This is a genomic window from Planktotalea sp. (assembly GCF_050633725.1).
Lineage (GTDB): Bacteria > Pseudomonadota > Alphaproteobacteria > Rhodobacterales > Rhodobacteraceae > Planktotalea.
The window spans coordinates 150,963-176,299 of the sequence record NZ_JBOEHB010000004.1 but is presented as its reverse complement, the minus strand read 5'-3'; the positions used below and the strand labels follow the sequence as shown (position 1 = coordinate 176,299).

The window sequence follows — 25,337 nt, the reverse complement described above, 5'->3', positions numbered from 1 at the left end:
CGTTTCTGTCAGCTAAGGCCTTACATTACGTCGAGCAAACCTTCACCGGCTGAAATTTCACATTCGCCTGGGCTTGTTTCTAGGTTGAGATGGGTGACCACGCCGTTCTCGACCACCATCGCGTAACGCTTGGAGCGTGCGAGCAAACCTGCTGGGGGGGCGTCAAAATCCATTCCAATCGCCTTGGTCAAAGCACTTTCTGGATCGGATAGCATCGTGATGCCTGCCTGCGCAGCGCCTGTTGAATCACCCCATGCTTTCATCACAAAAGGATCGTTCACTGAAATGCAAATGATCTCGTCCACGCCCTTGGCTACGAACTGGTCCTTTGTACGCATAAAGCTGGGGACGTGAGCGGAATGGCACGTTGGTGTAAATGCGCCAGGGACCGCAAACAAAACAACTTTTCGCCCCTCAAGCTTGTCTGCCAAGCTAACAGCGGTTGGACCCTTGTCGCCGAGTTGCACCAATGTGCACGCAGGTAGGCGATCGCCTATAGAAATTGTCATTGCTGGACCCTTTGTTGGAATTGCGTTTGTGTATTGCAAAGTTATAGGGTCTCCAAAGACAAGAGCCACCAATAAAAAGAAGGGATCGCAAAAATGGCGCATTTTGTTGTCATCGGAGCAGGCCAAGCAGGTGCATCACTCGTAGCCAAGTTGCGCAATTCTGGCTTTGATGGTGAAATCACCCTAATTGGTGACGAAGCTGTGCCGCCTTACCAGCGACCACCTTTGTCGAAGGCTTATTTGCTTGGCGATATGGCGCTGGAGCGCTTGTTTCTCCGCCCAGAAAGCTTTTATGCGGATCAGAATATCAATTTGCGGACTGGGGTTGCTGTTACCCGCATTGATCCGGTTAAACGCGAAGTGCATTTGGACAATGAAGTTATCCAGTATGACCAGCTTGCGCTGACCACAGGATCTGCGGCGCGCACTTTGCCTGCTTCAATTGGCGGCGCGTTGCAGGGCGTGTATACGGTACGCAGCTTGGCAGATGTCGATGCGATGGCTGCGGAGTTCAAAAGCGGCAAACGCGCTCTTATTGTCGGCGGTGGTTACATCGGTCTCGAAGCAGCAGCCGTCGCGCGAAAGCTTGGCGTTGAAGTAACTCTTGTTGAAATGGCTGACCGCATTTTACAACGTGTTGCCGCGCCTGAAACCTCTGATTACTTCCGCACACTGCACCAAAGCCATGGAGTGAATATCATCGAAGGCGTCGGGCTGGATTGCTTGACGGGTGAGACACGCGTGAGCGGCGCGAAACTCGTGGATGGGACCGAGCTTGAGGTCGATTTCGTGATTGTCGGTGTAGGCATTGCGCCAGGCATCGCGCTTGCCGAGGCGGCTGGTTTAGAAATTGACAATGGCATCGCAGTAGACGCACAAGGGCGCACATCCAACGAAAACATTTGGTCTGCGGGCGATTGCGCATCGTTTGAAATGCGTGGCGCGCGCCGGCGATTGGAAAGCGTACAAAACGCGATTGATCAGGCAGAGGCCGTCGCGGAAAACATGATGGGGGCAGGTAAAACGTATACGCCAAAACCGTGGTTCTGGTCTGATCAATATGACGTCAAACTGCAGATCGCTGGTTTGAATATCGGTTATGACAACATCGTTGCGCGGCGTGATCCAAATGGGGCTGCTGTCTCTTTCTGGTATTACAAAGGTGAGACACTCTTGGCGGTTGATGCAATGAACGACCCAAGAAACTACATGATCGGGAAGCGATTGATTGAAAGCGGTAAATCCCCTGCGCCAAGCGCGATTGCGGATCCGCAAACCGATATGAAAGCGCTGATGAAAGCGTGAGGATTATCGGCGGAGAGTTTCGCGGTCGCGCTCTTGCCTCTGTCGGCAAAGGCGATGCTGGGGCCCATCTGCGCCCAACAACAGATCGTGTCCGAGAAAGCCTGTTTAATGTTCTGATGGGGGGGCGATACGGCGATCCGATCTCTCAGGCTCGGGTGCTTGATCTGTTCGCAGGAACGGGTGCCTTGGGGCTTGAGGCGCTGTCACGAGGTGCAGCAGATGTTACCTTTGTTGAAAGCGGTCGAAAGGGTCAAAGCTTGATCCGTGAGAACATTGCGCTTTGTAAATGCGCCGATCGCGCGCAACTGGTTGGGCGCGACGCGACCAGATTGGGCGCGCACTCTGGTGCGCCTTTCGATCTGGTTTTTCTTGATCCGCCTTATGGAAAGGCACTTGGCGAAGCTGCGCTCAACGCTGCACTAGAAAAAGGCTGGATTGCCGATGACGCGTTAATCCTTTGGGAAGAAAGCGCTCAAATCAAACTGCCAACTGGATGTGAAATGCTGGAAACACGTGGGTTTGGCGCGACTAACATTACATTTTTGCGACGCGCGCCGTCGATTGCTCTCTAGCCGCCGCATTAGCCAAGCAACGCCAGAAAAAAATGACCCCAATGCGGGACGCATGGGGTCAGTTTGGTCGAGGGAGACAATAGAAACTTAGATGGCGCTTACCAATCTGACGGGCCCTTTGCCGCGAAAGAATGGACAAGAAAGTCTATAAAGGCGCGCACTTTAGGCTGGGTGAAGCGCCCGGGAGGGTAAACCGCGTAGATGCCTTGGGTCTCGGTTGGAAGCTCGGGAATAGCATCCACAACCAAGCCTTGCTCCATTGCTTCGGAATATAAGAAGCTTGGCAAATAGGCGATGCCAAGGCCAGCGATCGCCGCGTTGAGGAGTGATTGACCATCGTTAACGCTTAGCCAACCAGCAGTGCGGATTTGACGTTTTTCACCTGATGGAGCAGTCACCTTCCACACGTTTCCGCTCGATTGGTTCGAGTAATGCAACAGCTTGTGATCATTCAGGTCATCGATCTTCTCGGGGCGGCCATATTTCTCAAAATAGGCGGGGGAAGCGATCATGCGTTTTGTGGTCTCGGTCAATTTGCGTGCACGCAAAGTGCTGTCTTCCAGCTCACCGATGCGCACGGCCATATCAAAGCCTTCTGAGATCAGCTCGACATAGCGGTTGTTGAGAACCATGTTGACCGTGATGTCAGGGAATTCGGACAGGAAATCGCCTAGTACTGGACTAAGGTGGTTAACACCGAAATCGGTCGCCACAGAAATGCGCAGCAATCCCGATGGTGCCGATTGCATGGATGTGACCAAAGCGTCTGCTTCGCCTGCATCGTTCAGAACACGGCGTGCGCGATCATAATAGGCTAGGCCGATTTCAGTGGGGCTAACCCGGCGCGTTGTGCGATTCAAAAGGCGCGCGCCGAGGCGTGCCTCCAATGAAGAGACGTGCTTGGAAACGGCGGATTTTGAAATCCCCATCTTCTTTGCTGCATCTGTAAATCCACCTTGATCCACAACCGTGGCGAAGGCTTCCATTTCTGTGAGGCGATCCATTTCGTCTACCTTTACGTTCCTATGTCTGACGCAAGGTATGAAGTTCAATCAGGGCGCGATTGGGGCGCTCGCTAGACAATAGCAGGGTTTTGTCGCGGATCGTTAGCGGCGTGGAAACAAAGCCAAGGACTTCTTTGGTCTACAAATATCTCGGGGGAATGGGGGCAGCGCCCCCACTCAAAACATACTGTGCGCGCCCTTAGGCGCGCTCCTTCTTCTTAAAGAGAGGCCGCTAAGCGCGTCCCTTGATTGATAGCACGTTTCGCGTCGAGCTCTGCGGCGACGTCTGCCCCACCAATGATATGGCAAGGAACACCTTTCGCTTCCAAGGCATCCGCGAGAGAGCGTTCGGGGACTTGGCCTGCACACATCACAATTGTGTCGGCTTCGATCAACTGAGGGTTTTCCCGCGTCTCTCCAAATGAAACATAAATACCGTCAGCCTCGATACGCTCGTAGTTAAGCCCGCCTAACATCTGAACGTCCTTCATTTTCAAAGCCGCGCGATGAATCCAGCCTGTCGTCTTCCCAAGGCCTTTACCATGCTTGCTGGATTTGCGTTGTAGGAGCGTAACCTCGCGCGCAGGGGCGTCTGGTTGCGGGCCTTTGGGGGCAAGGCCACCTGCGGTTTCTGATGGGTCTCCGACGCCCCACTCCTCTTTCCACGCCTCCAGATCTTCCGTCGGGCTAACGCCCTCATGAACAAGCGCTTCTGCAACATCAAAACCAATACCACCCGCACCAATAATGGCGACGCGCTTGCCGACCTCTGCTTTGTCGCGCAGCACATCTATATATGAGAGCACATTGGGCGCGTCTTGACCTTCGATCGCGGGGTCGCGCGGCACAACGCCTGTCGCTATGATGACCTCGTCGAACCCGGCTAGATCGTCAGAGCTTACTTCCGTATTCAGCTTTACAGTGATGCCGCTGGTCTCAAGCATGGTGCGATACCAATCGACGAGACCCCAGAACTCTTCTTTGCCGGGGACTTGTTTGGCCATGTTCAATTGCCCGCCCACTTCGGGCGCGCGATCAAACAGCGTTACCGCATGTCCGCGCTCTGCTGCGGTGAGTGCGCTGCTCAAACCTGCTGGACCTGCGCCAACAACTGCAATTTTCTTGGCGGATGCCGCGACTTCAATCGTGAGCTCAGTTTCATGGCACGCGCGTGGGTTTACAAGGCAGGTCGTCATCTTACCGCCAAACGTATGATCGAGGCAGGCTTGATTGCATCCAATGCAAGGGGCAATCTGGGCGGCGTTTCCATCCATTGATTTCTGTACAAAATCAGCGTCAGCAAGGAAGGGACGCGCCATCGATACCATATCGGCCGAGCCGCCGGCGATCACCTCTTCTGCAACCTCTGGTGTATTGATGCGGTTGGATGTGATGATCGGAATGCCCACTTTTCCCATCAATTTCTTGGTCACCCATGCAAAAGCCGCACGTGGAACGGAAGTTGCAATTGTCGGGATTCGCGCCTCATGCCAGCCAATGCCAGTATTGATGATTGTCGCGCCAGCCTCTTCAACTGCTTTTGCAAGCAGCTCAACTTCGTCAAATGTCGATCCATTGGGAACCAAATCTATCATCGAGAGGCGATAGATGATGATGAAGTTTTCGCCCACGGCTTCGCGCACGCGGCGCACGATCTCGACAGGCAGGCGCATGCGATTTTCATAAGCGCCGCCCCAACGATCGGTGCGCTTGTTCGTGTGAAGCGCTAGAAACTGGTTAATGAAATAGCCTTCTGACCCCATGATTTCGACGCCATCATAGCCCGCTTCTTGTGCACGGGTTGAGGCTACTACAAAGTCATTGATTTGCTTCTCAATCCCGTCCTCATCCAGCTCCTTGGGTGGAAAAGGAGAGATCGGGGACTTCACTGGACTTGCTGATACACATTCAGGCCCATAGGCATAACGCCCAGCGTGCAGAATTTGCATCGCGATTTTGCCACCAGCGTCATGTACGCGATCTGTGACAATCTTATGGTTGGCAATGTCTTCATCGCTGAAAAGACCCGCCGCACCAGGGAAAACGCCGCCTTCCTTGCTTGGGGCCATGCCGCCTGTCACAATCAGCGCCACTTGGCCGCGTGCGCGCTCTGCATAAAATTCAGCGACGCGGTTCCAGTCTTTACTTTCTTCAAGGCCGGTATGCATCGACCCCATCAGAACGCGGTTCTTCAGCGTTGTAAAACCTAGATCAAGCGGGGCCAGCATATGCGGGTATTGTGTCATCGAAATCTCCCAAATTTGGAGGCAGAGTGCGCATGCCATGACGCTCTGTCACGCTAAACGCAGCGTCACCTTGCTTTACGTAAGCGTCTAGTAAGGTCAGGCGGGAGGCGCGTCGGTTAGTTTTCCGATGTTTCGACACAATGACGGCGGAAAGCGCGCTTTAGCAGATCCAGTTCGGCGCGTAGCAAGGCAACTTCGGCGCGGATGTCATCGGTTACGGCATCGCCAGCAATAATCGTAAAGCTATCCAGCGTTTCGCCAGTGTCCTTATCGAATATCAAGAAGGTCTGCGCACCATCGCCAATCAACTCTACTGGAATTGGGACGCGGAGCGCCCATTGGTTCGGCTCACCGGTTTCTTTTAGATCAAGGGCCCCGAGCGGTTTTTCCAGATGCGTGACGCCAATGTCAGGCTGGGTTGCAGTCTCGTCCGTCGCAGACAAAAGCCCTTCCCAGACGCCTTCAAACAGGCGGGTTTTGCTAAGCTCAAATGCACTCATGAAACGGTTCTTCCATCTGTTCGTTTTGATCGCTTAGGCAATCGATTAGAATTCCGCCCTTGGACGGCGGCTAAGTGTCAAATCACGCAAGGTGATCTGGTTCATTTGCGGCCCCTCAAAGATCAGATCAAGCCACATGCTATCGACGCGTTTTTCATTTAGTTTGGTGTAGGCTAGATCAAATTCGACCATGGGGACGCTATCATTCAGCGGCAGTTCACGAACAACCTGTTCAGTGTTCGGCCCGTGCTTGATGTTCAAACGCGCGAAAATCTCGAGTGGCTTTTCCATTTCGATGATTGGTTCGAGACGGACAAGATGCTTGCGGCGCAACCCGTCGACGCTTGTTTGTGGAAAGTCGATAACCAACGACAAGAACGAGCCATCGAATTTGAAAACATCCATGCGCAGGCCGTAGGGCGCTAAATCGGCCTCGCGTGTATTGCGCACTTGCCGCAGAGATAATTCCGAAAGTTCGCAATCGTGATGCAGGGATAATTCCTGCCCCAGCATGGATTTTGTCGGGACCGAAGCCATGCCTTGCACAGGCAGCGGTCCTGCCCAGGCTTCGGGGCGCCAAGCCCAATCGGAATCATGCGATTTTTGAATTGCTTGGCTACCGATCAGTGGCAACGCCAATCGGTTGTCTGCAACATGCACAAAGCGATTGAGATGAACCAAAAGTTGTCGTGCGTTTCCGCGTTGACGGCGAAGAACGGAAATTGGCGCTTTGGATGCGCCATCGGCAATGCGCGCCCAACGTCGCAAAGAGCGCTGGAACAATAGCTTGCCTAGCAATGACGTTTTTTCCAGGGCCATGGTACTCTATTACCTACTCGTAGACTGCTTTTTGAATTACTTTAATCAAATTAAGAGCGGTTTAACAAACGGGCAATGAGGCCTGACGCACCTTTTTTTTCTGACTCAACTGATTCGGGTGCAGGTGTTGACGGATCATCTTTGGGTTGATTTGCTTGCCCAGCTTCTCCGTCAGGATTTGCAGGAGCGCTTGCGCGTCCTAGCAGGCTTCCTCGTGTCGCGGAAATTCCACGGGCAAGTGAGGCCAGCAGGTCAGCACCTTTATTTGATGTAAGGACTGATCCCTTTGGTGCGAAGGCACCTAGCAGAACGAGTCGCGTATCTAGCATGGTTGCGCCGCGCCAATGAACTGGGTCAGCTGCGGAAAACACCTCATCACCGCCGGAGCCGATTTGCACAAGGGCAAGTTTTCCCTTTTCCTTGAGTTGCAAAATCCGTCTGGGCTCCGCAGCTTTTGCAAGATCGGTTGGTGTGGGTGCGATTGCGTCGTTGCCCCGTCGCGGTGAGATGCTCACGCTCATGACCGCAGCATCGCTGCCTGCGCCAATTCCATCTAATGACGAGCATTTGGCCAGCATTGCAGAGCTACCCTGCAAGCCGTTGGTCACCGAGGTTTCGTCGATGCAATACCCTTTCGGCGCTTTCAGTGTTACAGATCCGCGGGCCAGCGTTGTTTCTGTTGTTTTTGGAACAACTGGCCCTTCTTCCGAACCAGTTCGAGCATCCGCCTTTTTAGGCGCGAAGGAAAACCCTTCTCCCCCGTTTCTGTTACATGCGCTTAACGAGGCGCTACACAACAAAGCAAAGCCCAAAACACGGGCTTTGCTCATGTTGAGATCACAGATCCCAATACTCATGCTTTTCTGCCTTGCCGCCCGGATGTGTAACCGCGCCTTTATAGATTTCACCAACTTGCTGAGCGTACTTCCAAAGCGCGCCAGATGCATAGATCGTTTCGCGAGGGCCAGCCCATGCTTTGCGGCGCTCGGCCATGTCCGCATCCGAAACGTCAACGCTGAGTTCGCCTTCAATCGCGTCAAGCGTGATGACATCACCCTCTTTCAGCAAGGCAATCGGCCCGCCATGCGCAGCCTCGGGGCCAACGTGACCCACGCAGAAACCGCGTGTCGCGCCAGAGAAACGACCATCGGTGATCAGAGCGACCTTTAGGCCCATGCCCTGACCAGAAAGCGCAGCGGTCGTCGCCAACATTTCGCGCATACCTGGGCCGCCTGATGGACCCTCGTTGCGGATTACGAAAACGTCGCCTTCGTTATATGCGCGGCTTTGAACGGCTTCGAACGCGTCTTGCTCGCATTCAAAAATGCGCGCAGGGCCAACGAAACGCTGATGTTGCGCGGCCATGCCAGCAACCTTAACAATCGCGCCTTCTGGGGCGAGGTTACCTTTAAGGCCCACAACGCCGCCTGTTTTGGTCAGCGGTGTTTCAACTGGGTAAACCACGCGGCCATCGGCCTTGAGGTCGAACTTATCGAGCTCTTCACCGATGGAATAGCCAGTCGCAGTCATGCAGTCCTCGTGCAGCAGGCCTGCACGGCGAAGCTCATTAAGAACAACAGGAACGCCGCCAGCCTCATAGAGGTCTTTCGCAACATACTGACCGCCCGGCTTCAGATCGACGAAGTAAGGCGTGTCGCGGAAGATATCGCAGACGTCTTCGAGGTAGAAATCAATGCCCGCTTCATGCGCCATCGCAGGAAGGTGCAGACCCGCGTTTGTGGAACCACCAGTACAGGCAACAACGCGCGCAGCATTCTCGAAGGCTTCTTTCGTGCAGATGTCACGCGCGCGGATGTTCTTGGCGATCAGGTTCATCACCGCTTCACCAGAGGCTTTCGCATATTCATCGCGGCTCTCATATGGGGCAGGGGCACCAGATGACGCTGGTAGTGCAAGGCCGATCGCCTCGGACACGCAGGCCATTGTGTTGGCTGTAAACTGACCGCCACAAGCACCCGCGGATGGGCAAGCAACGCGCTCTAGGATCGCAAGCTCTGCTTCGGTCATCGTGCCGCCTTGCTGGTGGCCAACCGCTTCGAACATGTCCTGCACGGTCAAATCGCGTGTTGCGAAGCTTTCAGGAACTTTCGCGCCTGCTGGCACTTTGCCCGGAAGGATAGAGCCGCCGTAAAGGAAAACAGACGGAACGTTGAGGCGGATCATCGCCATCATCATGCCAGGTAGGGATTTGTCACAACCTGCAAGACCAACAAGCGCGTCATAGCAGTGACCGCGCATGGTCAGCTCAACCGTATCTGCAATTGCTTCACGCGATGCGAGCGAGCTGCGCATGCCTTCATGGCCCATTGCGATACCGTCTGTGACGGTGATTGTTGTAAACTCGCGCGGCGTGCCAGAAGCAGCTTTAACACCCATTTTGGCGGCTTGCGCCTGACGGTTCAAAGAGATGTTGCAAGGCGCGGCTTCGTTCCAGCAGGTGGCCACGCCAACCAGTGGCTGGTGAATTTCCTCCTCGGACATGCCCATCGCATAGTAATACGAACGATGCGGCGCGCGTGCTGGGCCTTCGGTCACATGGCGGCTGGGCAGTTTGCTTTTGTCGAATTTGGTCATGGCTGGCTCCCGGGGAATGCTTTGGAGTGTGGATAAATCAGCAGGGACAGGGCCGCAAGGTGCGTCTTGCCGCTGCTAGGTGGTATTACATAGCCAAGAGCGGGTTCTTAGAGGCCAACGTCCTGCAACAATCGCGATGCAGCGAGTTTCGGGGGCGAGCTGCTTGCCTCAGCCTGTTTCACCAAAGCGACCAAGCTGGTGTTGATCGGTGTTTTCAGGTTGTGTAGCTGACCCAGTCGAACGATTTCTCCGTTGATCGTGTCAATCTCGGTAGGTTTGCCAGCGGCAAGGTCGCTCGCCATTGAGGTCATCGAATTGCGATCCAAGTTCTGCTTGTTCAACACCATCTTGCGGAACAACCAGTTTGGCAGGCGCATTACTTTGAGCGCCAAGCGCGGGCTGCTCGGGCCGACTTGCTCCCACGTGATGCCTGCGGTGTCGTAGACCGCGAGAGCTTCGGCAATCGCCTCTGCAAAGATGCGCCGATAACCGCGATCCGAGAGCATATCGTGGAGCGGTATTCCCGCGAGCGCGTTGATAGGGTTGATCAGGTTGAGCAACAGCTTGCCATATTGAATAGGGGCGAGATCGTCGGCGATATGGAAATCATGACCGAGTTGTTTGAGCCAGACCGTGATTTCATGACGCTCTAACGCGATTTCACCTGGACCGCTGCGATGCAATTCGGTTGGTGAGGTCCAAACGACATTAAAAGGCACCATCCCAGCAAGGACTCTGCGCGCGCCGAGCCGCTCTTGCAGTGTTCGCACGGGTGCAATGCCGTTGAGTAGGGACAGAATTGGCGTTTCGGGCTGCGCAAATGTTTCGATTTGCTCAATCGCGGCGTCCAGCGCATGGGACTTGAGGGCAAGAACGATGAGATCGGCGTCCTTCATTGCTGCGGGATCACTGGTGAACGTGACTGCTTTGGCCGTAGCTTTATTATCAATTGTAAGGGCGGCCTTTTGCATTGGCGCAATCGTCGTTTCGCGCCCGATCAAGGTGACGTGGCCATTCTCTGCAAGAATGTCGGCTGCAATCGTTGCGCCGAAATGGCACCCAATCGCGCCCGCACCCAAGATCACGATGTGATAGCTCATCTGCCTATTCCTTTAATTCTCGCGCAGCCTAGCAGGCAAAGATCAAAACCGTAATATGCCGCGCTCATCAAACGCAGAGCAAAGCAAGTGACACTGCGTAAGATTTGACAGAAGTGGGTTTGAGAGCTGAAGCTCTCGCTATGACACCAGGAAAAGCCTTTTTCACGTCCGATGAAATTCGCCCCCTCGCTGCGCGCTCGGACCTTTGGGGCTATTGGTTGATCGCGCATTGCTGGGGCACAATTGCGCTGGCCTTGGCGTTGTTCGCGTATTTCCCCAATCCGCTTACCTTCATTCTAACGGTGATTATCATCGGCTCACGCCAGCTTGGCCTTGCGATCCTCATGCATGAAGCGGCACATGCCGCGATGTTCAAAACCAAGGCGCTGAACGAATTTGTAGGCGAATGGCTCTGCGGGCGGCCAATTCTTGCGGATATGTTTGAATATCGCACCTACCACCTGAAGCATCACCGATACACGCAGACAGAAAAGGATCCCGACCTTAAGCTGTCTGCTCCCTTTCCGACAACCAAAGCATCGATGCAGCGCAAATTGATCCGTGACATCACGGGACAGACGGGTTTTCGTCAGCGAAGTCAGCAAATTATGTTCGCGTTTAAAATGGCAGGGGAGGTCGAAGGCGAGATCAGTTCGCAAGATCTCGCGCAGGCTTTTGCGGGGCCGGTCCTTGGCCGTGCGTTGCTGGCCAACTTTGTTATCTTCCTGCTGATGTGGATCGTAGGTGCTTGGTGGTGGTGGATTGCGTTTTGGGCTTTGCCATTGCTCACATGGTTTCAATTGGTTCTGCGCGTTCGAAATATTGCCGAGCATGGCGTCGTTGAAAAAAGCGATGACCCACTGCGTAATGTGCGCACGACCAAAGCAGGACCGTTGATGCGTCTTCTCCTCGCGCCCTACTATGTGAATTACCATCTTGAGCATCATTTGGTGATGCATGTTCCGTGCCATCGTTTGCCGAAACTCCATGACATGATGCTCGCGCGTGGGCATGGCGCGCGCATGCAAATCGGGCAGAGCTATTGGCAAGTGATGCGCCTTGCGGCGTCAAAGGTTGTTTTGCCCTCTAGCGCGTAGCGCGTTGCGGGCCTAGATAGGCCCTATGCTGAAGACGGTATTCAATTTCGACTACTCTGCCCATAGTGGATTTGTCGCGCCTGCGCGCGCATCGTCTGAAATATGGCGCTTGCTTGCTGGGCTTGCTCTCGCGGTTGTTGTGATTTGGCTCGGCGCGCCTTTGATCTGGCAAGTCCTGTTCATCGGCCTGAGCGAAGATGCCTACCTCATTTTAATCGAAGATTTTGATACGCTTTTGCTGCCGCAAAGTCTGTTGCTGATGTTGTATTCCTTTGGCTTTGTTTGGCTTGCCGTAGCGTTGGTCGTGATGATGTTGCACCAACGACGACCCGAAACGCTTATCGGCCCGCCTACGATTGCCTGGATGCAAGCGAAGTTCGTTGCGATTGCCCTATTGCTCCTACTCGGCGCAACGATCTTGCTCCCGCCCTATCGATATACACCCGAGCTTTTGGATGGGCTTCCTTTCGGGCGATGGATCGCCTTTTTGATACCGGGGTTGATTGCAATTTTCGTGCAAACCAGTGCCGAAGAAGTCCTGTTTAGAGGCTACATCCAGCAACAGTTGGCCGCGCGGTTTGATCATCCCGCAGTTTGGCTATTGGTGCCGTCTGTCCTCTTTGGTTTGGCGCATTATGCACCTGATACCTACGGCGGTAACGCGTGGCTTGTCGTGATCTGGGCGTCTGTCTTCGGTCTGTTCGCGGCAGATCTGACCGCGCGCGCTGGGACTTTGGGGCCTGCGATTGCTATGCATTTTGCGACCAACATCTCCGCTTTGTTGCTGATTGCGCCGCAGGGCGAAATGTCTGGGCTTGCTCTTTATCAATTCGGCTTCTCAGCAAGCGATGAAACTGCAATGCGCGCTTTGTTGCCTGTCGATTTTGCAGTTATGTTTGTGAGCTGGCTTGCCGCGCGCCTTGCATTGCGCCGCTGATTGCAATTGCTGGCAAGGGTCTTTATCTGACGGTTAAGACTAACGCGGGAAAGGCTCTGCGATGAACTGGATTAGCAATTACGTTCGCCCTCGGATCAATTCGATTTTCTCGCGTCGCGAGACACCTGAGAACCTTTGGTCGAAATGCGATGAATGTGGAACGATGTTGTTCCACCGCGAACTCAGCGGCAACCAGAACGTTTGCACGTCTTGCGGTCATCATATGGCAATCACGGCGCGCGATCGTTTCATCGCATTATTTGACGGTGGCATCTTTACCGAAGTCGACGTCCCAGAGCCAGTTGCGGACCCGCTTCAGTTTCGCGATCAAAAGAAATATCCTGATCGTATGAAAGCCGCGCAAAAGGCAACCGGAGAGCAAGAAGCGATGCTGGTCGCAGAAGGCGAAATCGGGCGTACGCCAATTGTGGCCGCTTGTCAGGACTTTTCGTTCATGGCGGGATCCATGGGCATGTATGTGGGCAACGCGATTGTCGCTGCCGCAGAACGCGCGGTTTCAACTGGCAAACCCTTGGTGCTGTTTTCAGCAGCTGGCGGCGCGCGCATGCAAGAGGGCATTCTAAGCCTTATGCAAATGCCGCGCACAACAGTGGCCGTGCAGATGCTGAAAGAAGCGGGATTGCCCTACATCGTTGTGCTTACGCATCCAACGACTGGTGGCGTTACGGCCTCCTATGCGATGCTTGGCGATGTACAGATCGCCGAACCCAATGCGCTGATCTGCTTTGCGGGTCCACGCGTTATCGCGCAAACCATTGGTGAAAAATTGCCCGAAGGCTTCCAACGCGCAGAATATCTGCTCGAGCATGGCATGCTGGATCGCGTTACTAAGCGCACTGAGATGAAAGAAGAGCTCGTCTCGATTATTCGGATGCTGATGCAAATGCCACCACCCGTGGCTGGTGATTTGCCCAAACCACCAGAGCATCCTGAGCTACCCACGCCCAGTGAGACAGAAACGGCTGAGGACAGCGTAGCGTGAACGCGAACACGTCCGACGTCATCCTTGGGCGGATGATGTCCCTTCATCCGAAGATCATTGATCTCGTGCTTGATCGTGTCGAGCGGTTACTTGCAGCGCTCGATCACCCTGAACGCAAATTACCGCCTGTGATTCATATTGCAGGCACCAATGGCAAAGGCAGCACGCAAGCAATGATGCGTGCAGGATTTGAAGGCGTCGGCAAAAGCGTTCACGCTTATACCTCACCTCATTTGGCGCGCTTTCATGAGCGAATTCGCGTCGCGGGGGATTTGATCTCGGAAAGTTACCTCACCGAGATTCTTGATGAATGTTACGTTGCGAATGGCGGCGAAAGCATCACCTACTTTGAAATAACAACCTGCGCTGCGCTACTGGCATTTGCGCGCAATGAAGCCGATTACACTTTGCTAGAAGTCGGATTGGGCGGGCGTGTTGATGCGACCAATGTGGTTGATGCGCCAGCTTTGACCGTGATCACACCTGTTTCGATAGATCATCAGCAATTCCTCGGCGATACCTTGGCTGAGATTGCAGGCGAGAAGGCTGGTATTCTCAAGCGCGGAGTGCCTTGTGTTGTCGGGCCGCAAGATGACGTGGCGCTAGAGGTGATCGAAGCAAAAGCCGCAAGAATTGGCGCACCATTGCTTGTGTATGGGCAGCATTGGCACGTTGGCGTCGAACGGGATCGTTTGGTGTTTCAAGATGAGACAGGTTTGCTTGATTTGCCGATGCCAGCTCTTTTAGGGGCCCATCAGGTTCAAAACGCGGGCGCTGCAATCGCAGGTTTGCGCGCGCTGGGCTTTGGCGAAGATGCTTGCATTGCAGCAATGCAAAACGCCACGTGGCCTGCGCGTATGCAACGATTGAAGTCGGGTCCGATTTCCCAGATCGCACCCGAAGCTGAACTGTGGCTTGATGGCGGCCACAACGCAGCAGCTGCGCAGGCAATTGCTGATTTGCTTGGCGGTCTACCAAAAAGAGACACCTACCTGATTTGCGGGATGTTAAACACCAAAGACGTTAGCGCTTATATGCAGCCTTTGGCCCCTCATGTTACTCAGTTGTTTGCTGTTGATATCCCGGGCGAAGCGAATACGCTTTCAAGCGAAGACACGGCAAAAGCTGCGAGTGACGCGGGCATGCAGGCGAGCAATGCGAAATCCGTCAATGAGGCGCTCGAAACGATCGCTAAAACGGCTCCGCACGCGCGGGTTTTGATCTGCGGTTCGCTCTATTTGGCTGGCGACGTGTTGCGCTCAAACGGCTAACTTTGCCTGCTTGAAGACCCGATTTTTTTACGATTGTGAATACAACCCATGAGACATATTGACGGAATTGTTTCAAGGGCTTACCAATCACTGTAACGAAAACGTAACAAAACGTTTCGAGCAGGCAGAATTATGAGTTATTTTAGTTGGGGTGTATTCACACCCGCCAAAGTGATGGCAATTTTTTCGGCTGTGTGTATGCCACACATAGCAAGTGCGGATATTGTTCCTGGGCAGCAAAGCGTTGACTTCGAATTCGGGGGTCAACCGTATAGTATTCAACAGGGTCAATCCGGTTCCACAACATTGCCAAGTGCGTATGCGAAAACAGCGCGTCCTTGTCCCTCTGAGTGTATCGAACCACGCGTTGCCGCTGAAGGCGTTGTCACACTAACTGAGCACGAAGTTTTTGGCTTTATGCAGCAACGGGTTTCTGCGGGCACGGGCCTGTTAGTTGATGTGCGGCTGCCTGCCGAATTCGAACAAGGTTCTATTCCAGCAGCAATATCCGTTCCAGCGCCGACGCTAGTCGCCAGCAACCCCTACCGCGAAGACTTGCTGCTTGCACTCGGCGCGAAAGGCTCTTTGGGGCAGATGGATTTTTCTGGCGCTTTCGATCTTTTGATCTTTGACGATGGTCCTTGGTCGCCAACAGCCCGTGAGGCAACACAGCTATTTCTGGAGGCAGGATATCCGGCGCAAAAAATCTTCTATTATCGCGGCGGACTTCAGATGTGGCATCTTTTTGGTTTAACAGTTTCAAAGTGAGTATCAGGTTATGATGCGTGGCATTGCAATTTTCTCTTTCTTCGCCCTTTCGACAGTTCTTATCATCTTTTTGCAGCCGGGGCCTCGGCCTGCCTATGTGTATGAACGGTCCGAAATGCCGACAAATACGACTTCGCGCAATGAGGTCGATGTTCTGTTTACTCCGCCGGCAAAACCGACGCTTGAGGCACCTGACGAGGTGATTTCAGAGCTAAAGTCCGCGAAAATTGCGCAGAGCGCGGCTCAGCCCGAACAGCCGCAACCAGCAATGGGTCAGAATTCTGGATCACTAGATCGACTGCAATCAGTCCTCACAGCCTCGCTAGAAAGCGAGCAAGTTGTTCAAAGCACACCAGACACTTCGCAACACATAGCGAGCATTCCTGCAGTTCAACCCGCGACGCGCGCGCCTGAAATAGTGCCTGCGCAGGCAGTCGCCCCGGAGCTGCGTGACATGAGCTGGCAGACGCTCAATACGCTCAATAGTTTGGGGCAGATTTCCAAGGCACCGGGTCAAGAAGGCAGTTTGCTTAGCTCGATTGTGCGGCGTTCAATGGGCCAAGTTGATGCGAGTGACATGAAGCACCCTAAGATGCCGATCGCGGCCACGACCCCTGCACGAGCGGTATCCCCCGAGCCTCGGACGGGAATGCAAACCTATGTGGTTGTACCGGGGGACACGCTTGCGTTGATCGCGGTTAAATTGCACGGATCGGCCCTTGCGACGGATCGTTTGCTCTCGCAAAACCCGACGCTACGCCAAAATCCGAATGCGCTTCGAATTGGACAAGTTCTGAAATACAGCCTTCGGTAGCTTAAAATTTATGCTTTTCGCTGAGCGGCAAAATTTTTTTTCCGAACAAAATTGAACTAAAAGAGCGTTGATTTAACAGCTTTTCAAACCAGCTTCATACTTTGGGTTGAGCTGAAATTCCAGAGTCGCGTCAAGGGGTTGTCCTTTGAAATCACGCGGCTACACGTGACAGTTGCCGAAGAAAAACGTTGCCCCTACGTCGCCTACAGCATTCTGTTTTGAGCGAATCGCGAATCACCAAATGTTGACTGATTCGCATTGATTCGCCTATAGCTTGTTCCCAGTCGGATTGAGCAGTGCCTGCCAGCACTTAGAAACGCATAAAGACGGCCGACTTGGGGGACTTGAAGATGAAGCAACATATCGTTGTGGCGTGTTTGATTGCAGGTTTTGCTGTCGGAACCGCATCTGCGCAGGACGTGCGTATCACGCAGGATATGGATAAGGTTTCGGTCAATCTGAACGGGGCGACTGTTTCGATAGAACGCAATCAAAACCAAGGCAACCGCCTCACCTCTGAGTTCACGAAAACGTCTCGCCCATGCCCGCCGTTTTGCATTCAGCCAATGTCGTTGGGCGAAGGTGTTTCAACATATGGCGAGTTGGAAGTGATCAGTTTTCTTCAAAATGACGTCGCAACGGGCAAAGGTCTGTTGATTGATACACGCTTGCCCGATTGGTTCGAAAAAGGGTCAATTCCTGGCGCGGTCAATCTTCCGTTCTCGACATTAGAAGAAAACAACCCATTTCGCGACGAAATCTTGCGTGCTTTAGGCGCCAGCGATGCAAGCGGGAGCTGGGAATTCTCTAGCGCCTTTGGATTAACGCTGTTCTGCAATGGTCCGTGGTGCGAGCAAACAACGCGCGCGGTTAACGCGTTGTTGGGCGTAGGATACCCGCCTGAGAAGCTGAATTACTACCGAGGCGGTATGCAAAACTGGCTTCTCCTTGGTTTAACCACAACAAATTCAGATGGATAAGGAATACTTACGATGATCCGTGTTATGGCTTTCATGGGCGTTTTTCTGTTGTCCATCATCGGGTTGCTGCTACTGCAACCCGGCGAGCGGCAAGCTTCGATGCGTGCAAATGAAACCGAGGTGTCGCGCAACACATCCGAGACGATGTTGACAACGCGCGTTACAAATCCAGAACCTGTGCTCGAAGCGCGCCCAGAGGCCGGCCAGCAATTGGCGGCATTGCAAAAGCTGCAAAAGGCGACCGATGCGAGCCTTGCGCAAAAAGCAATGAAACCTGCGAAAGGTGACATGCGCGCGCTGACGTCCAATGTTCTCGCAAACCTTCGGGCGAAATCAACAAATTCTGCCGAGCAAGGTTCTGTGCACCTCGCATCACTTGTCTCGCGTTCAATGGGTGCGGCAGGGGACGATGCGTTCCTCAGCGCGATTTCGCGCGAGGCGAAATACGGAACGGAAGAATATGCTAAACTGGCTATGGTCGGCGCGGCGCGCAACACGGATGATGTGAAAACGCGCTGGATCGAGAACGCCCGTAAGCAATCAAAAGCAATGGGGGATGCGACAACGTTCATGTCCTCTGGCACCAAGAAGACACCGGGTTTTGATGACACCGTTCACATCGTGAAACGTGGTGACAGTTTGATGAAACTTTCGATCCGCTATTACGGCACGACAATTGATTATCAACTGATTTACGAAGCGAATAGGGACAGCTTGCCAAGCCCTGATAGAATTCGTGTTGGACAAAAACTAAAGATCCCTCCGATGACCAACGTCTGATCGAGCGGCGTTCGGGAAACGGGACAACAACAGGCAATGACTTGAAGGGGCTCAACGAAGCCCCTTCTTTTTTGCATTGGGCCTATGGGATCGCTATCAACAGGCATAGCTTGAATTGCGGAGAGCAGAATGACCCCAATCACCTCTATCGAAGATCTCGAATTGATTTATGGCGAGGCAGTGCCGCGCTCTCTTAGCAAAGTCACCACACACATTACGCCGCACTATCGCACCTGGATCGAAGCGTCGCGCTTTGTGGTTCTATCGACGGTTGGCCCCGAGGGGACGGATGGCAGCCCTCGCGGTGATGATGGCGCCGTTGTCGAAATTGCCGATGATAAAACGCTTCTCTTGCCAGACTGGTTCGGTAACAACCGTATCGACAGTCTGCGTAATATTGTACGCGACAACCGCGTTAGCCTTATGTTCATGGCCCCGTCCAGCACCAACGTTGTGCGCGTGAATGGCACGGCTCTTGTCACCGTAGATGAGGCAACGCGCAGACGATTTGAGAAAAAGGGCAAGCTGCCGCGCACTGTCATCGCTATCACGATTGGCGAGATGTATTTTCAATGTGCAAAAGCGCTGATGAGATCAGAGCTTTGGAAGGGCGCGATCGACGATCAGAAACTACCGACCGCAGGTGACTTTATTAAGGAACGCGACGCTCTGTTTGACGGCAAGACCTATGATGAAACATATGCGGAGTATGCAAAGCCACGCATGTGGTGACGTTTATGCGCGGCCCCATTCAGCGTCCTGCATTTCGCGAAGACGGCTTGCGGTACGTTCAAACTCAAATCGCCCCTCGCCTTCGACATACAGCATTTCAGGCTCTGCCGCTGCTGAGGCAATCAACCGTACACCCGCCTCATAAAGCGCATCAATAAGTGTCACAAAGCGCTTAGCCTCGTTAAAGTTATTGCGGCTTAGGCGGGGGATATCTTCCAGCACAAGCACTCGTGCGGCTTCGGCAATCGTGAGATAGTCCGCTGGTCCAAGCGGCGCGCCGCATAGATCGAAAAACCGCGCGCGGGCAACGCCATTATGAAAACCGGGCAAAGTGACGGTCCGCCCTTTCACTGTTAGCTCGTGGGGTTTCGCTTGGCCGTGGGTTAGACGCTGCCAAACTTGCTCGATCTGCGCACGCGCTTCGGCGTCATTTGGGGCAAAATAGACTTGCGCGCCAGACAGGCGGTCCTGGCGATAGTCCTTGGGGCTGGCCAGTTCCGCGACTTCCATTTGCTCTTTTAGTAACTCGATAAACGGCAAAAATAGCTGTCTGTTCAAACCGTCTTTATAAAGATCATCCGGAACGCGGTTGGAGGTCGTCACAACTACAACACCACCATCATGCAGCATTTGGAACAGGCGCCCAACGATCATCGCATCGGTAATATCGGTGATTTGCATCTCGTCAAAAGCAAGCAATTTAACTTGCTTGATCACAGCCTCGGCCACAGGCTTGAGCGCATCTTCCACACCGTCATTTCGCGCCTTGTGCATGCCTGTGTGGATTTCCTGCATGAAAGCGTGGAAATGCACGCGCCGTGCAGGAATTTCGAGCGCATCGACAAAAAGATCCATCAACATGGACTTCCCGCGCCCAACTCCGCCCCACAAATAGAGTCCCTTCGGCGGAGGTGGTGCCTTACGAAACAGGCTTTTCTTTTGCGGCGCCGAGAGTTCTGCGCGAATACGTTCGAACCGTTGCAGCGCCAATTCCTGAACGGGATCGGCATTGAGCTCGCCCGAAGCGACACGCGCGGCATATATTTCTTGAAGGGTTTTCATACCCCTCACTACCTCGCATCAAAGCCTGCGAAAAGAGGGCATGCGATTGACCGCCCTAGGAAAAAGCGTAACGTCCCAGCAATTGAGTTATGAGAGCCATAAAATGAAACCGCAGACCTCCCTTTTTACGCCTGTTCTTATCGTCGGCTGTGTCATTATCTTGGTTAACTTCGCCATTCGCGCGTCCTTTGGTGTCTTTCAGATTCCCATCGCGACAGAGTTCAATTGGCTACGCTCTGAGTTTTCGCTGGCGATCGCGATTCAGAACCTCGCGTGGGGCATCGGTCAACCTATTTTCGGCGCTCTGGCAGAGAAGATAGGCGATCGCAAAGCCATTATTGCAGGTGCCTTTATCTATGCCGCAGGGTTGGTTTTGTCCTCGTTCGCGGTCACGCCAGAGGCGCATCAATTGCTCGAAGTTCTCGTTGGCTTCGGCATTGCTGGGACTGGCTTCGGCGTAATTCTTGCCGTCGTTGGTCGCGCTAGCTCGGACGCGAACCGCTCTATGTCGCTTGCCATTGCCACCGCGGCTGGCAGTGCGGGTCAGATCGTCGGTGCACCGACCGCTGAATTTCTGCTGGGCATGATGCCATGGCAAAGCGTCTTCCTTGCCTTCGCCGCGGCAATCCTCGCGGTGCTCATGCTGCTCCCCTTCATGCGCGCGCCGCAAACCGCAGGTAAAGCAGAGCTAGAGCAAAGCATGGGCGAGGTGCTGCGCGGCGCGTTCAAAGATCCGACCTACACGTTTATCTTCCTCGGCTTCTTCAGCTGCGGCTACCAGCTGGCTTTCATCACCGCGCATTTCCCCGCCTTTGTAACAGAGATGTGCGGCCCAATTTTGCCGGGCGGCGCGCTGCATGCGGCGGGCATCACCACAACCTCCGCCCTCGGCGCGCTCGCCATCGCCCTCATTGGCGCGGCCAACATCGGCGGCACGCTCTTCGCGGGCTGGCTCGGCAATCGCTATTCCAAGAAATACCTGCTCGCGGGCATCTATACCGCACGCACAATTGTCGCCGCCGCTTTCATCATGATGCCGATCACGCCAACTTCGGTCATCATCTTCTCTGTTGCGATGGGCTCATTGTGGCTGGCCACGGTCCCGCTCACCTCTGGCCTCGTCGCGCATATCTACGGGCTGCGCTACATGGGCACGCTCTACGGCATCGTCTTTTTCAGCCACCAACTCGGCAGCTTCCTTGGCGTGTGGCTCGGTGGGCGCATGTATGACATCTATGGCAGCTACACAGCCGTGTGGTGGGTCGGAGTCGGCGTCGGAGCCTTCAGCGCCATTATCCATCTGCCAGTACGCGAAAGCCCACTCAAACGCGCGCTTACGGCCTAGTCTTCATTTTCCAAGGGCTGGCCCCCAGCCGGTCCGATCGCGTCAGCGATTGGAAAAACTGTCCATAACATACCGCGACACCATCAAATCCAAATGCGCGCCGCCGCCATTCTTGAACAGGGTAATCTCTTCCTCTGAACGGCGCTCAAATCCATCCTGCGAATAGAAATCAGCAATCAAGTCATCACGTGTGATCGCACCACTATCGAGCGGGATTTGAACCTCGCCGATATGTCCGATGGTCGTATCAAAACTATCTACAAAGACCCGCGCACGCTGTAGCGTCGCATCATCCGCCTCGCGCATGTCGGGGCGATAGGCTCCGATCAAATCGACGTGCTGTCCCGCTTTCAACCACTCACCGCGTAGCACAGGCTCTGTGCTCATCGTCGCGCTGGTGATGATATCCGCGTCGCGCACAGCGCTCTCTAAATCATCCACAACACGCGCAGTGCGATCCTGCGCGAAAGCCTCTGCGTTCGCGCGCGTTCTACTCCAAACACTAAACTCCGCATTTGGAAAACCAGCGCTATAAGCGTCATGCAAGGACCGCGCGACTGTGCCCGATCCGATGATCAACACCTTGCGGCTCTCAGGACGGGCAAGCCTCAAAGCCCCCAGCAGACTATCCCCCGCCGTCTTCCATTTGGTGATCAAATGAAAATCAATGATCGCTTCAAGCTGCCCATGCGCATCGTCAAAGAGCGACACAGCGCCGTTGATCATCGGAACACCTGCACTTGGGTTATCTGGAAACACCGTCGCGCATTTCACGGCCAGCCCAAGCCCGTCGATCCAAGCGGAGCGGTTCAGCAAGGTATCCTTACCGCGATAAAGAAACGTGTCCGCGATTTCAGCCTTGGGCAGAGTGTGGCCATGTTTCAGAGCCTCCGTCAGCCCGATCCAATCGAGGTTCTTTTCGCCCTCTTCAAAGCCGATATTCACGCTCATACGGCGTCCTCCCGTGACAACAAGCCCTCAAAAACCAGCCGATCCGCCCAACCCTGTGGTCCCTCGAACAAATGCGTTTTCCACCCACGCGCATCAGCCGCGTTGGTGTTGTCGATCCGATCATCTGTGAACAACAGGCGCTCTGGCGCGATACCGCAATCGGCCTCGAGCTGTGCATAAATATCGGCGTCAGGTTTGATTACTTTCATATGACCCGACACATAAGCGCGGTCAAATTCGCTCAGGAAATCATACTTGGTTTGAGCATAAGCAAAGCTTTCAACACCGAAATTCGTCAAGGCAAACACGGGCACGCCTTTGCCTTGTAGCGCTCTCATCAAGCGCACGGAATGATCAATCGCGGGGCTGGCCATTTCGATCCAATTGTCATGCCATTGTCGGATGTCATCGCGGATTTCGGGGTGCTGGTCTGCCGTTTCATAGATCACATCGCGGAAATTTTCACCGCGATCTACGCGGTCATTCATTGCGTGCAGATCGACCGTGTCAAAGATCGCGCGGCGGCGGTTCTCGCCGATGACGCGGTCATAATAGCGCTCTGGCTGCCATTCGATTAGCACGTTTCCAATGTCGAAAATCACCGCTTCGATGCTCATGCACTCTTTCCTTTTGCTGCACGCAAAGCACGCTCCATCGCGTCCAGAAAACGCGATTTGTCCGCCTTGGAAAACGGTTTTCCACCGCCACCAGCGCCCAGAGGATTTGCCGCGCGCAGGTCTGCCATCAAATCACGCATAGCGAGTTGCTGGCCGATGTTCGCGGCCGTGAACCTCTCACCGTTGTGGCGCAGCACCTCTGCGCCTGCTTCAACGCATTTGGCCGCCAAGGGGATATCACCTGTCACGACAACATCCGCAGGCCCGCAGCGATCCGCGATCCACATATCGGCCACATCTGGCCCCGCATCGACGATGATATTTTCCACCAAAGGGTTCTGCGAGGGGCGCAAGCCGCCGTTGGAGACAACATACATCGTCACGCCGTGGCGGGTTGCGACCTTTTCGGCCTCTGCTTTGACAGGGCAGGCGTCAGCGTCGATGTAAACGCTCATGCATAAAGCGCTTCTGCGTGGAAGGTCACGTGATCTTCCATGAACGTGGAGATAAAGAAGTAGCTGTGATCGTATCCTGGCTGCATGCGAATGATGGCTTGCTGGCGGCGCTTCGCGGCTGCTTCGGCCAAGGTTTCGGGCTTCAAGAGATCAAGGAATTGATCGGTAGTGCCTGTGTCGATCAGCATCGGACCATCAAAGCCTTTTTCCTTCATCAAAAGCGATGCGTCATGCTTTGCCCATTTGCTTTCATCCGCGCCGAGGTAAGCGGTGAGTTGCTTACGGCCCCAATCTGATCCTGTCGGGTTGCAGATCGGCGCAAAGGCAGAGACCGAGCGGAAGCGCCCCTCAAGGTTCATCGCCAGCGTCAGCGCGCCGTGACCGCCCATGGAATGGCCCGTGATGCCTTGGCGCTCCATATCGACTTCGAACTGGTCCTCGATCAGTGCGGGCAGTTCATCGGCAATGTAACTCCACATTTTGAAATGCGGCGACCACGGCGCTTCGGTGGCGTCCACGTAGAAACCAGCGCCTTGGCCAAGGTCATAAGCGTCGTCATTGGCGACGCCTTCCCCGCGCGGGGAGGTGTCAGGAAACACCACTGCGATACCCTGTTCGGCAGCCCAATTCTGCATACCAGCTTTGACCATGGCGTTTTCATGGGTGCACGTGAGGCCAGAGAGGAACCAAAGCAGGGGCACTGGACCATTGGCTGCTTCAGCAGGCATGAATAGCCCGAACGTCATATCGACGCCGCAAACTTGCGAGGCATGGGAATAAACACCTTGGGTTCCGCCGAAACAGGCATTTTCAGAAACGGGGGTTATGGATGACATTGAGACGGGCTCCTTAGGGTGATTGAAAGCCGCTTACCCAGCCAATCACCAAGGACACGGTGACAATGCTGATAGCGGTTGAAACGAGAATTGCAGCGGAAACACGCTGCGGTGCGACGTTAAAGTGCTGTGCAAGCATATACACATTGCCAGCTACAGGCAGGGCGGCGGCAGCTATGATGACGCCAGCAGAATAGGGATCAAGCGGAAAGAGGAATATTGCGGCGATCGCAACAAAAGCAGGGTGCAAAATGAGCTTGCAGAAGGACAGCCACAACGCGACTTCGAGCCGCTCGGTGGACTTGCCCGCAAGGGATGCGCCGATAGCAAACAGCGCTCCCGGCGTTGCGGCATCGCCTAAAAGGGTCACAAAGGCGTTCACAGGCGTTGGTAATGCTGCGCCAGTCGCAGACCAACTAAGGCCGAGAACCATCGACACAACCATCGGGTTTTTCAAAAGCCCAAGGCCAATCGTTTTGAAAATTGAGAGATCGAACCTTCCTTCATTGGCGATAGACATCAAGATGACGATCAAGCTTGAGAACACAACGAGATCGACCGCCAAGGCGAGCATGACAGGGCCAATAGCTTGCTCGCCTAATAGTAGCACCAGCATCGGAACCCCAAGAAAACCGGTGTTTCCGATGACTGCACATTGCGCTTCGATTGCGGTCCTTCGCATCCCTTGTTTCCGCAACAGCGCGACAATCGTTGCGATGCCGTAAACAAAGGCTGTTCCCCAAAGATAAGCGCCGACCAAACGTCCATTCCAGACTTCGCTAAGGGGCAGGTTCGCAGCAAAACGAAACAGCATCGCAGACAGCGCAAAGTAAAATACAAACTTTGTTAGAAAGGCCGTCGCTTCTTGGGTGAAAAAGCCCGTGCGCCCTGCGCCATAGCCCAGTGCGATCACCGCAAAAAAGGGAAGTGTTTGAAGGAAAATATCCAGCATAGGCTTAGGGGTATCTTGCCCGCTAGACTGGGGCAAGATACTTGCGCCGCTCTAGGAAGGTTTTGCTAGGTTCCTGCGCTTTATTTG

Annotated in this window: 26 protein-coding genes; 12 read left to right on the top strand and 14 right to left on the bottom strand. The window is 54.2% G+C overall.

The window, feature by feature from the left end; all coding sequences use genetic code 11:
• Window positions 1–20: 20 nt before the first annotated feature.
• Entirely contained in the window at window positions 21–509 is a 489-nt protein-coding gene (locus ACRBCU_RS05570; protein WP_431364384.1) for a peroxiredoxin, read from the bottom strand.
• A 93-nt stretch (window positions 510–602) separates the two neighbouring features.
• Between ACRBCU_RS05570 and ACRBCU_RS05565 the strand changes: the two genes are divergently transcribed.
• Both ACRBCU_RS05565 and rsmD read left to right on the top strand, forming a co-directional pair.
• Window positions 603–1,814 (top strand): NAD(P)/FAD-dependent oxidoreductase, encoded by a 1,212-nt coding sequence (locus ACRBCU_RS05565; RefSeq protein WP_431364383.1) that lies wholly within the window; start codon window positions 603–605, stop codon window positions 1,812–1,814.
• Window positions 1,811–2,386, top strand: coding sequence for a 16S rRNA (guanine(966)-N(2))-methyltransferase RsmD (rsmD, locus tag ACRBCU_RS05560; RefSeq protein WP_431364382.1), 576 nt, complete (start codon window positions 1,811–1,813; stop codon window positions 2,384–2,386). The genes ACRBCU_RS05565 and rsmD overlap by 4 nt, the downstream gene beginning before the upstream one ends.
• A 98-nt stretch (window positions 2,387–2,484) precedes the next feature.
• On the opposite strand, the gene ACRBCU_RS05555 is transcribed toward rsmD, so the two are convergent.
• The 7 genes from ACRBCU_RS05555 to ACRBCU_RS05525 form a co-directional block, all read right to left on the bottom strand.
• Entirely contained in the window at window positions 2,485–3,390 is a 906-nt protein-coding gene (locus ACRBCU_RS05555) for a LysR family transcriptional regulator (protein ID WP_431364381.1), read from the bottom strand.
• Window positions 3,391–3,608: 218 nt separating this feature from the next.
• The gene (locus ACRBCU_RS05550; RefSeq protein WP_431364380.1) at window positions 3,609–5,636 is read right to left on the bottom strand and encodes an FAD-dependent oxidoreductase; all 2,028 of its coding nucleotides are present in this window, start codon (window positions 5,634–5,636) and stop codon (window positions 3,609–3,611) included.
• A 116-nt stretch (window positions 5,637–5,752) separates the two neighbouring features.
• Entirely contained in the window at window positions 5,753–6,136 is a 384-nt protein-coding gene (locus tag ACRBCU_RS05545; RefSeq protein WP_431364379.1) for a hypothetical protein, read from the bottom strand.
• A gap of 45 nt (window positions 6,137–6,181) precedes the next feature.
• Complete coding sequence (locus ACRBCU_RS05540; protein ID WP_431364378.1) at window positions 6,182–6,955, bottom strand: DUF6478 family protein; 774 nt, start codon at window positions 6,953–6,955, stop codon at window positions 6,182–6,184.
• A 50-nt stretch (window positions 6,956–7,005) separates the two neighbouring features.
• Complete coding sequence (locus tag ACRBCU_RS05535) at window positions 7,006–7,812, bottom strand: hypothetical protein (RefSeq protein ID WP_431364377.1); 807 nt, start codon at window positions 7,810–7,812, stop codon at window positions 7,006–7,008.
• Entirely contained in the window at window positions 7,793–9,550 is a 1,758-nt protein-coding gene (gene ilvD / locus ACRBCU_RS05530; RefSeq protein WP_431364376.1) for a dihydroxy-acid dehydratase, read from the bottom strand. Before ilvD ends, ACRBCU_RS05535 begins: the two co-directional genes overlap by 20 nt.
• Before the next feature lie 107 nt (window positions 9,551–9,657).
• Window positions 9,658–10,650 (bottom strand): 2-dehydropantoate 2-reductase, encoded by a 993-nt coding sequence (locus tag ACRBCU_RS05525; protein ID WP_431364375.1) that lies wholly within the window; start codon window positions 10,648–10,650, stop codon window positions 9,658–9,660.
• A gap of 140 nt (window positions 10,651–10,790) precedes the next feature.
• On the opposite strand from ACRBCU_RS05525, the gene ACRBCU_RS05520 reads away from it, so the two are divergent.
• From ACRBCU_RS05520 to ACRBCU_RS05480, 9 genes are all read left to right on the top strand, one after another.
• Complete coding sequence (locus ACRBCU_RS05520) at window positions 10,791–11,747, top strand: fatty acid desaturase family protein (RefSeq protein ID WP_431364374.1); 957 nt, start codon at window positions 10,791–10,793, stop codon at window positions 11,745–11,747.
• Window positions 11,748–11,772: 25 nt separating this feature from the next.
• Window positions 11,773–12,684 (top strand): CPBP family intramembrane glutamic endopeptidase, encoded by a 912-nt coding sequence (locus ACRBCU_RS05515; protein WP_431364373.1) that lies wholly within the window; start codon window positions 11,773–11,775, stop codon window positions 12,682–12,684.
• 61 nt (window positions 12,685–12,745) lie between these two features.
• Window positions 12,746–13,687 (top strand): acetyl-CoA carboxylase, carboxyltransferase subunit beta, encoded by a 942-nt coding sequence (gene accD / locus ACRBCU_RS05510; protein ID WP_431364372.1) that lies wholly within the window; start codon window positions 12,746–12,748, stop codon window positions 13,685–13,687.
• A complete protein-coding gene (locus tag ACRBCU_RS05505; RefSeq protein ID WP_431364371.1) occupies window positions 13,684–14,958 on the top strand; it encodes a bifunctional folylpolyglutamate synthase/dihydrofolate synthase in 1,275 nt (424 codons plus the stop codon). The genes accD and ACRBCU_RS05505 overlap by 4 nt, the downstream gene beginning before the upstream one ends.
• Before the next feature lie 132 nt (window positions 14,959–15,090).
• Window positions 15,091–15,726 carry a rhodanese-like domain-containing protein gene (locus ACRBCU_RS05500; protein WP_431364370.1) on the top strand — a complete coding sequence of 212 codons (636 nt, stop codon included), beginning with the start codon at window positions 15,091–15,093 and terminating at the stop codon, window positions 15,724–15,726.
• Window positions 15,727–15,736: 10 nt separating this feature from the next.
• Window positions 15,737–16,540: a LysM peptidoglycan-binding domain-containing protein gene (locus ACRBCU_RS05495; protein WP_431364369.1), complete on the top strand. Its 804-nt coding sequence runs from the start codon at window positions 15,737–15,739 to the stop codon at window positions 16,538–16,540.
• A gap of 350 nt (window positions 16,541–16,890) precedes the next feature.
• Window positions 16,891–17,520, top strand: a complete 630-nt coding sequence (locus tag ACRBCU_RS05490; RefSeq protein WP_431364368.1) for a rhodanese-like domain-containing protein — start codon at window positions 16,891–16,893, stop codon at window positions 17,518–17,520.
• A gap of 12 nt (window positions 17,521–17,532) precedes the next feature.
• Complete coding sequence (locus ACRBCU_RS05485; RefSeq protein ID WP_431364367.1) at window positions 17,533–18,300, top strand: LysM peptidoglycan-binding domain-containing protein; 768 nt, start codon at window positions 17,533–17,535, stop codon at window positions 18,298–18,300.
• Between the two features lie 129 nt (window positions 18,301–18,429).
• Complete coding sequence (locus ACRBCU_RS05480; protein WP_431364366.1) at window positions 18,430–19,032, top strand: pyridoxamine 5'-phosphate oxidase family protein; 603 nt, start codon at window positions 18,430–18,432, stop codon at window positions 19,030–19,032.
• A gap of 3 nt (window positions 19,033–19,035) precedes the next feature.
• Here the strand turns inward: ACRBCU_RS05480 and zapE are convergent, their stop codons facing one another.
• Complete coding sequence (zapE, locus tag ACRBCU_RS05475) at window positions 19,036–20,094, bottom strand: cell division protein ZapE (protein ID WP_431364365.1); 1,059 nt, start codon at window positions 20,092–20,094, stop codon at window positions 19,036–19,038.
• 103 nt (window positions 20,095–20,197) lie between these two features.
• On the opposite strand from zapE, the gene ACRBCU_RS05470 reads away from it, so the two are divergent.
• Window positions 20,198–21,439, top strand: a complete 1,242-nt coding sequence (locus ACRBCU_RS05470; protein ID WP_431364364.1) for an MFS transporter — start codon at window positions 20,198–20,200, stop codon at window positions 21,437–21,439.
• Window positions 21,440–21,481: 42 nt separating this feature from the next.
• On the opposite strand, the gene ACRBCU_RS05465 is transcribed toward ACRBCU_RS05470, so the two are convergent.
• From ACRBCU_RS05465 to ACRBCU_RS05445, 5 genes are read right to left on the bottom strand one after another with little or no spacing between them, the layout of a single operon-like run.
• The gene (locus ACRBCU_RS05465) at window positions 21,482–22,390 is read right to left on the bottom strand and encodes an ornithine cyclodeaminase family protein (protein WP_431364363.1); all 909 of its coding nucleotides are present in this window, start codon (window positions 22,388–22,390) and stop codon (window positions 21,482–21,484) included.
• Entirely contained in the window at window positions 22,387–23,007 is a 621-nt protein-coding gene (locus ACRBCU_RS05460) for an HAD family hydrolase (protein ID WP_431364362.1), read from the bottom strand. The genes ACRBCU_RS05465 and ACRBCU_RS05460 overlap by 4 nt, the downstream gene beginning before the upstream one ends.
• Window positions 23,004–23,462 carry a YaiI/YqxD family protein gene (locus ACRBCU_RS05455; protein WP_431364361.1) on the bottom strand — a complete coding sequence of 153 codons (459 nt, stop codon included), beginning with the start codon at window positions 23,460–23,462 and terminating at the stop codon, window positions 23,004–23,006. Before ACRBCU_RS05455 ends, ACRBCU_RS05460 begins: the two co-directional genes overlap by 4 nt.
• Entirely contained in the window at window positions 23,459–24,289 is an 831-nt protein-coding gene (gene fghA / locus ACRBCU_RS05450) for an S-formylglutathione hydrolase (RefSeq protein WP_431364503.1), read from the bottom strand. Before fghA ends, ACRBCU_RS05455 begins: the two co-directional genes overlap by 4 nt.
• A gap of 22 nt (window positions 24,290–24,311) precedes the next feature.
• Entirely contained in the window at window positions 24,312–25,250 is a 939-nt protein-coding gene (locus ACRBCU_RS05445; protein ID WP_431364360.1) for an AEC family transporter, read from the bottom strand.
• Between the last annotated feature and the right edge of the window lie 87 nt (window positions 25,251–25,337).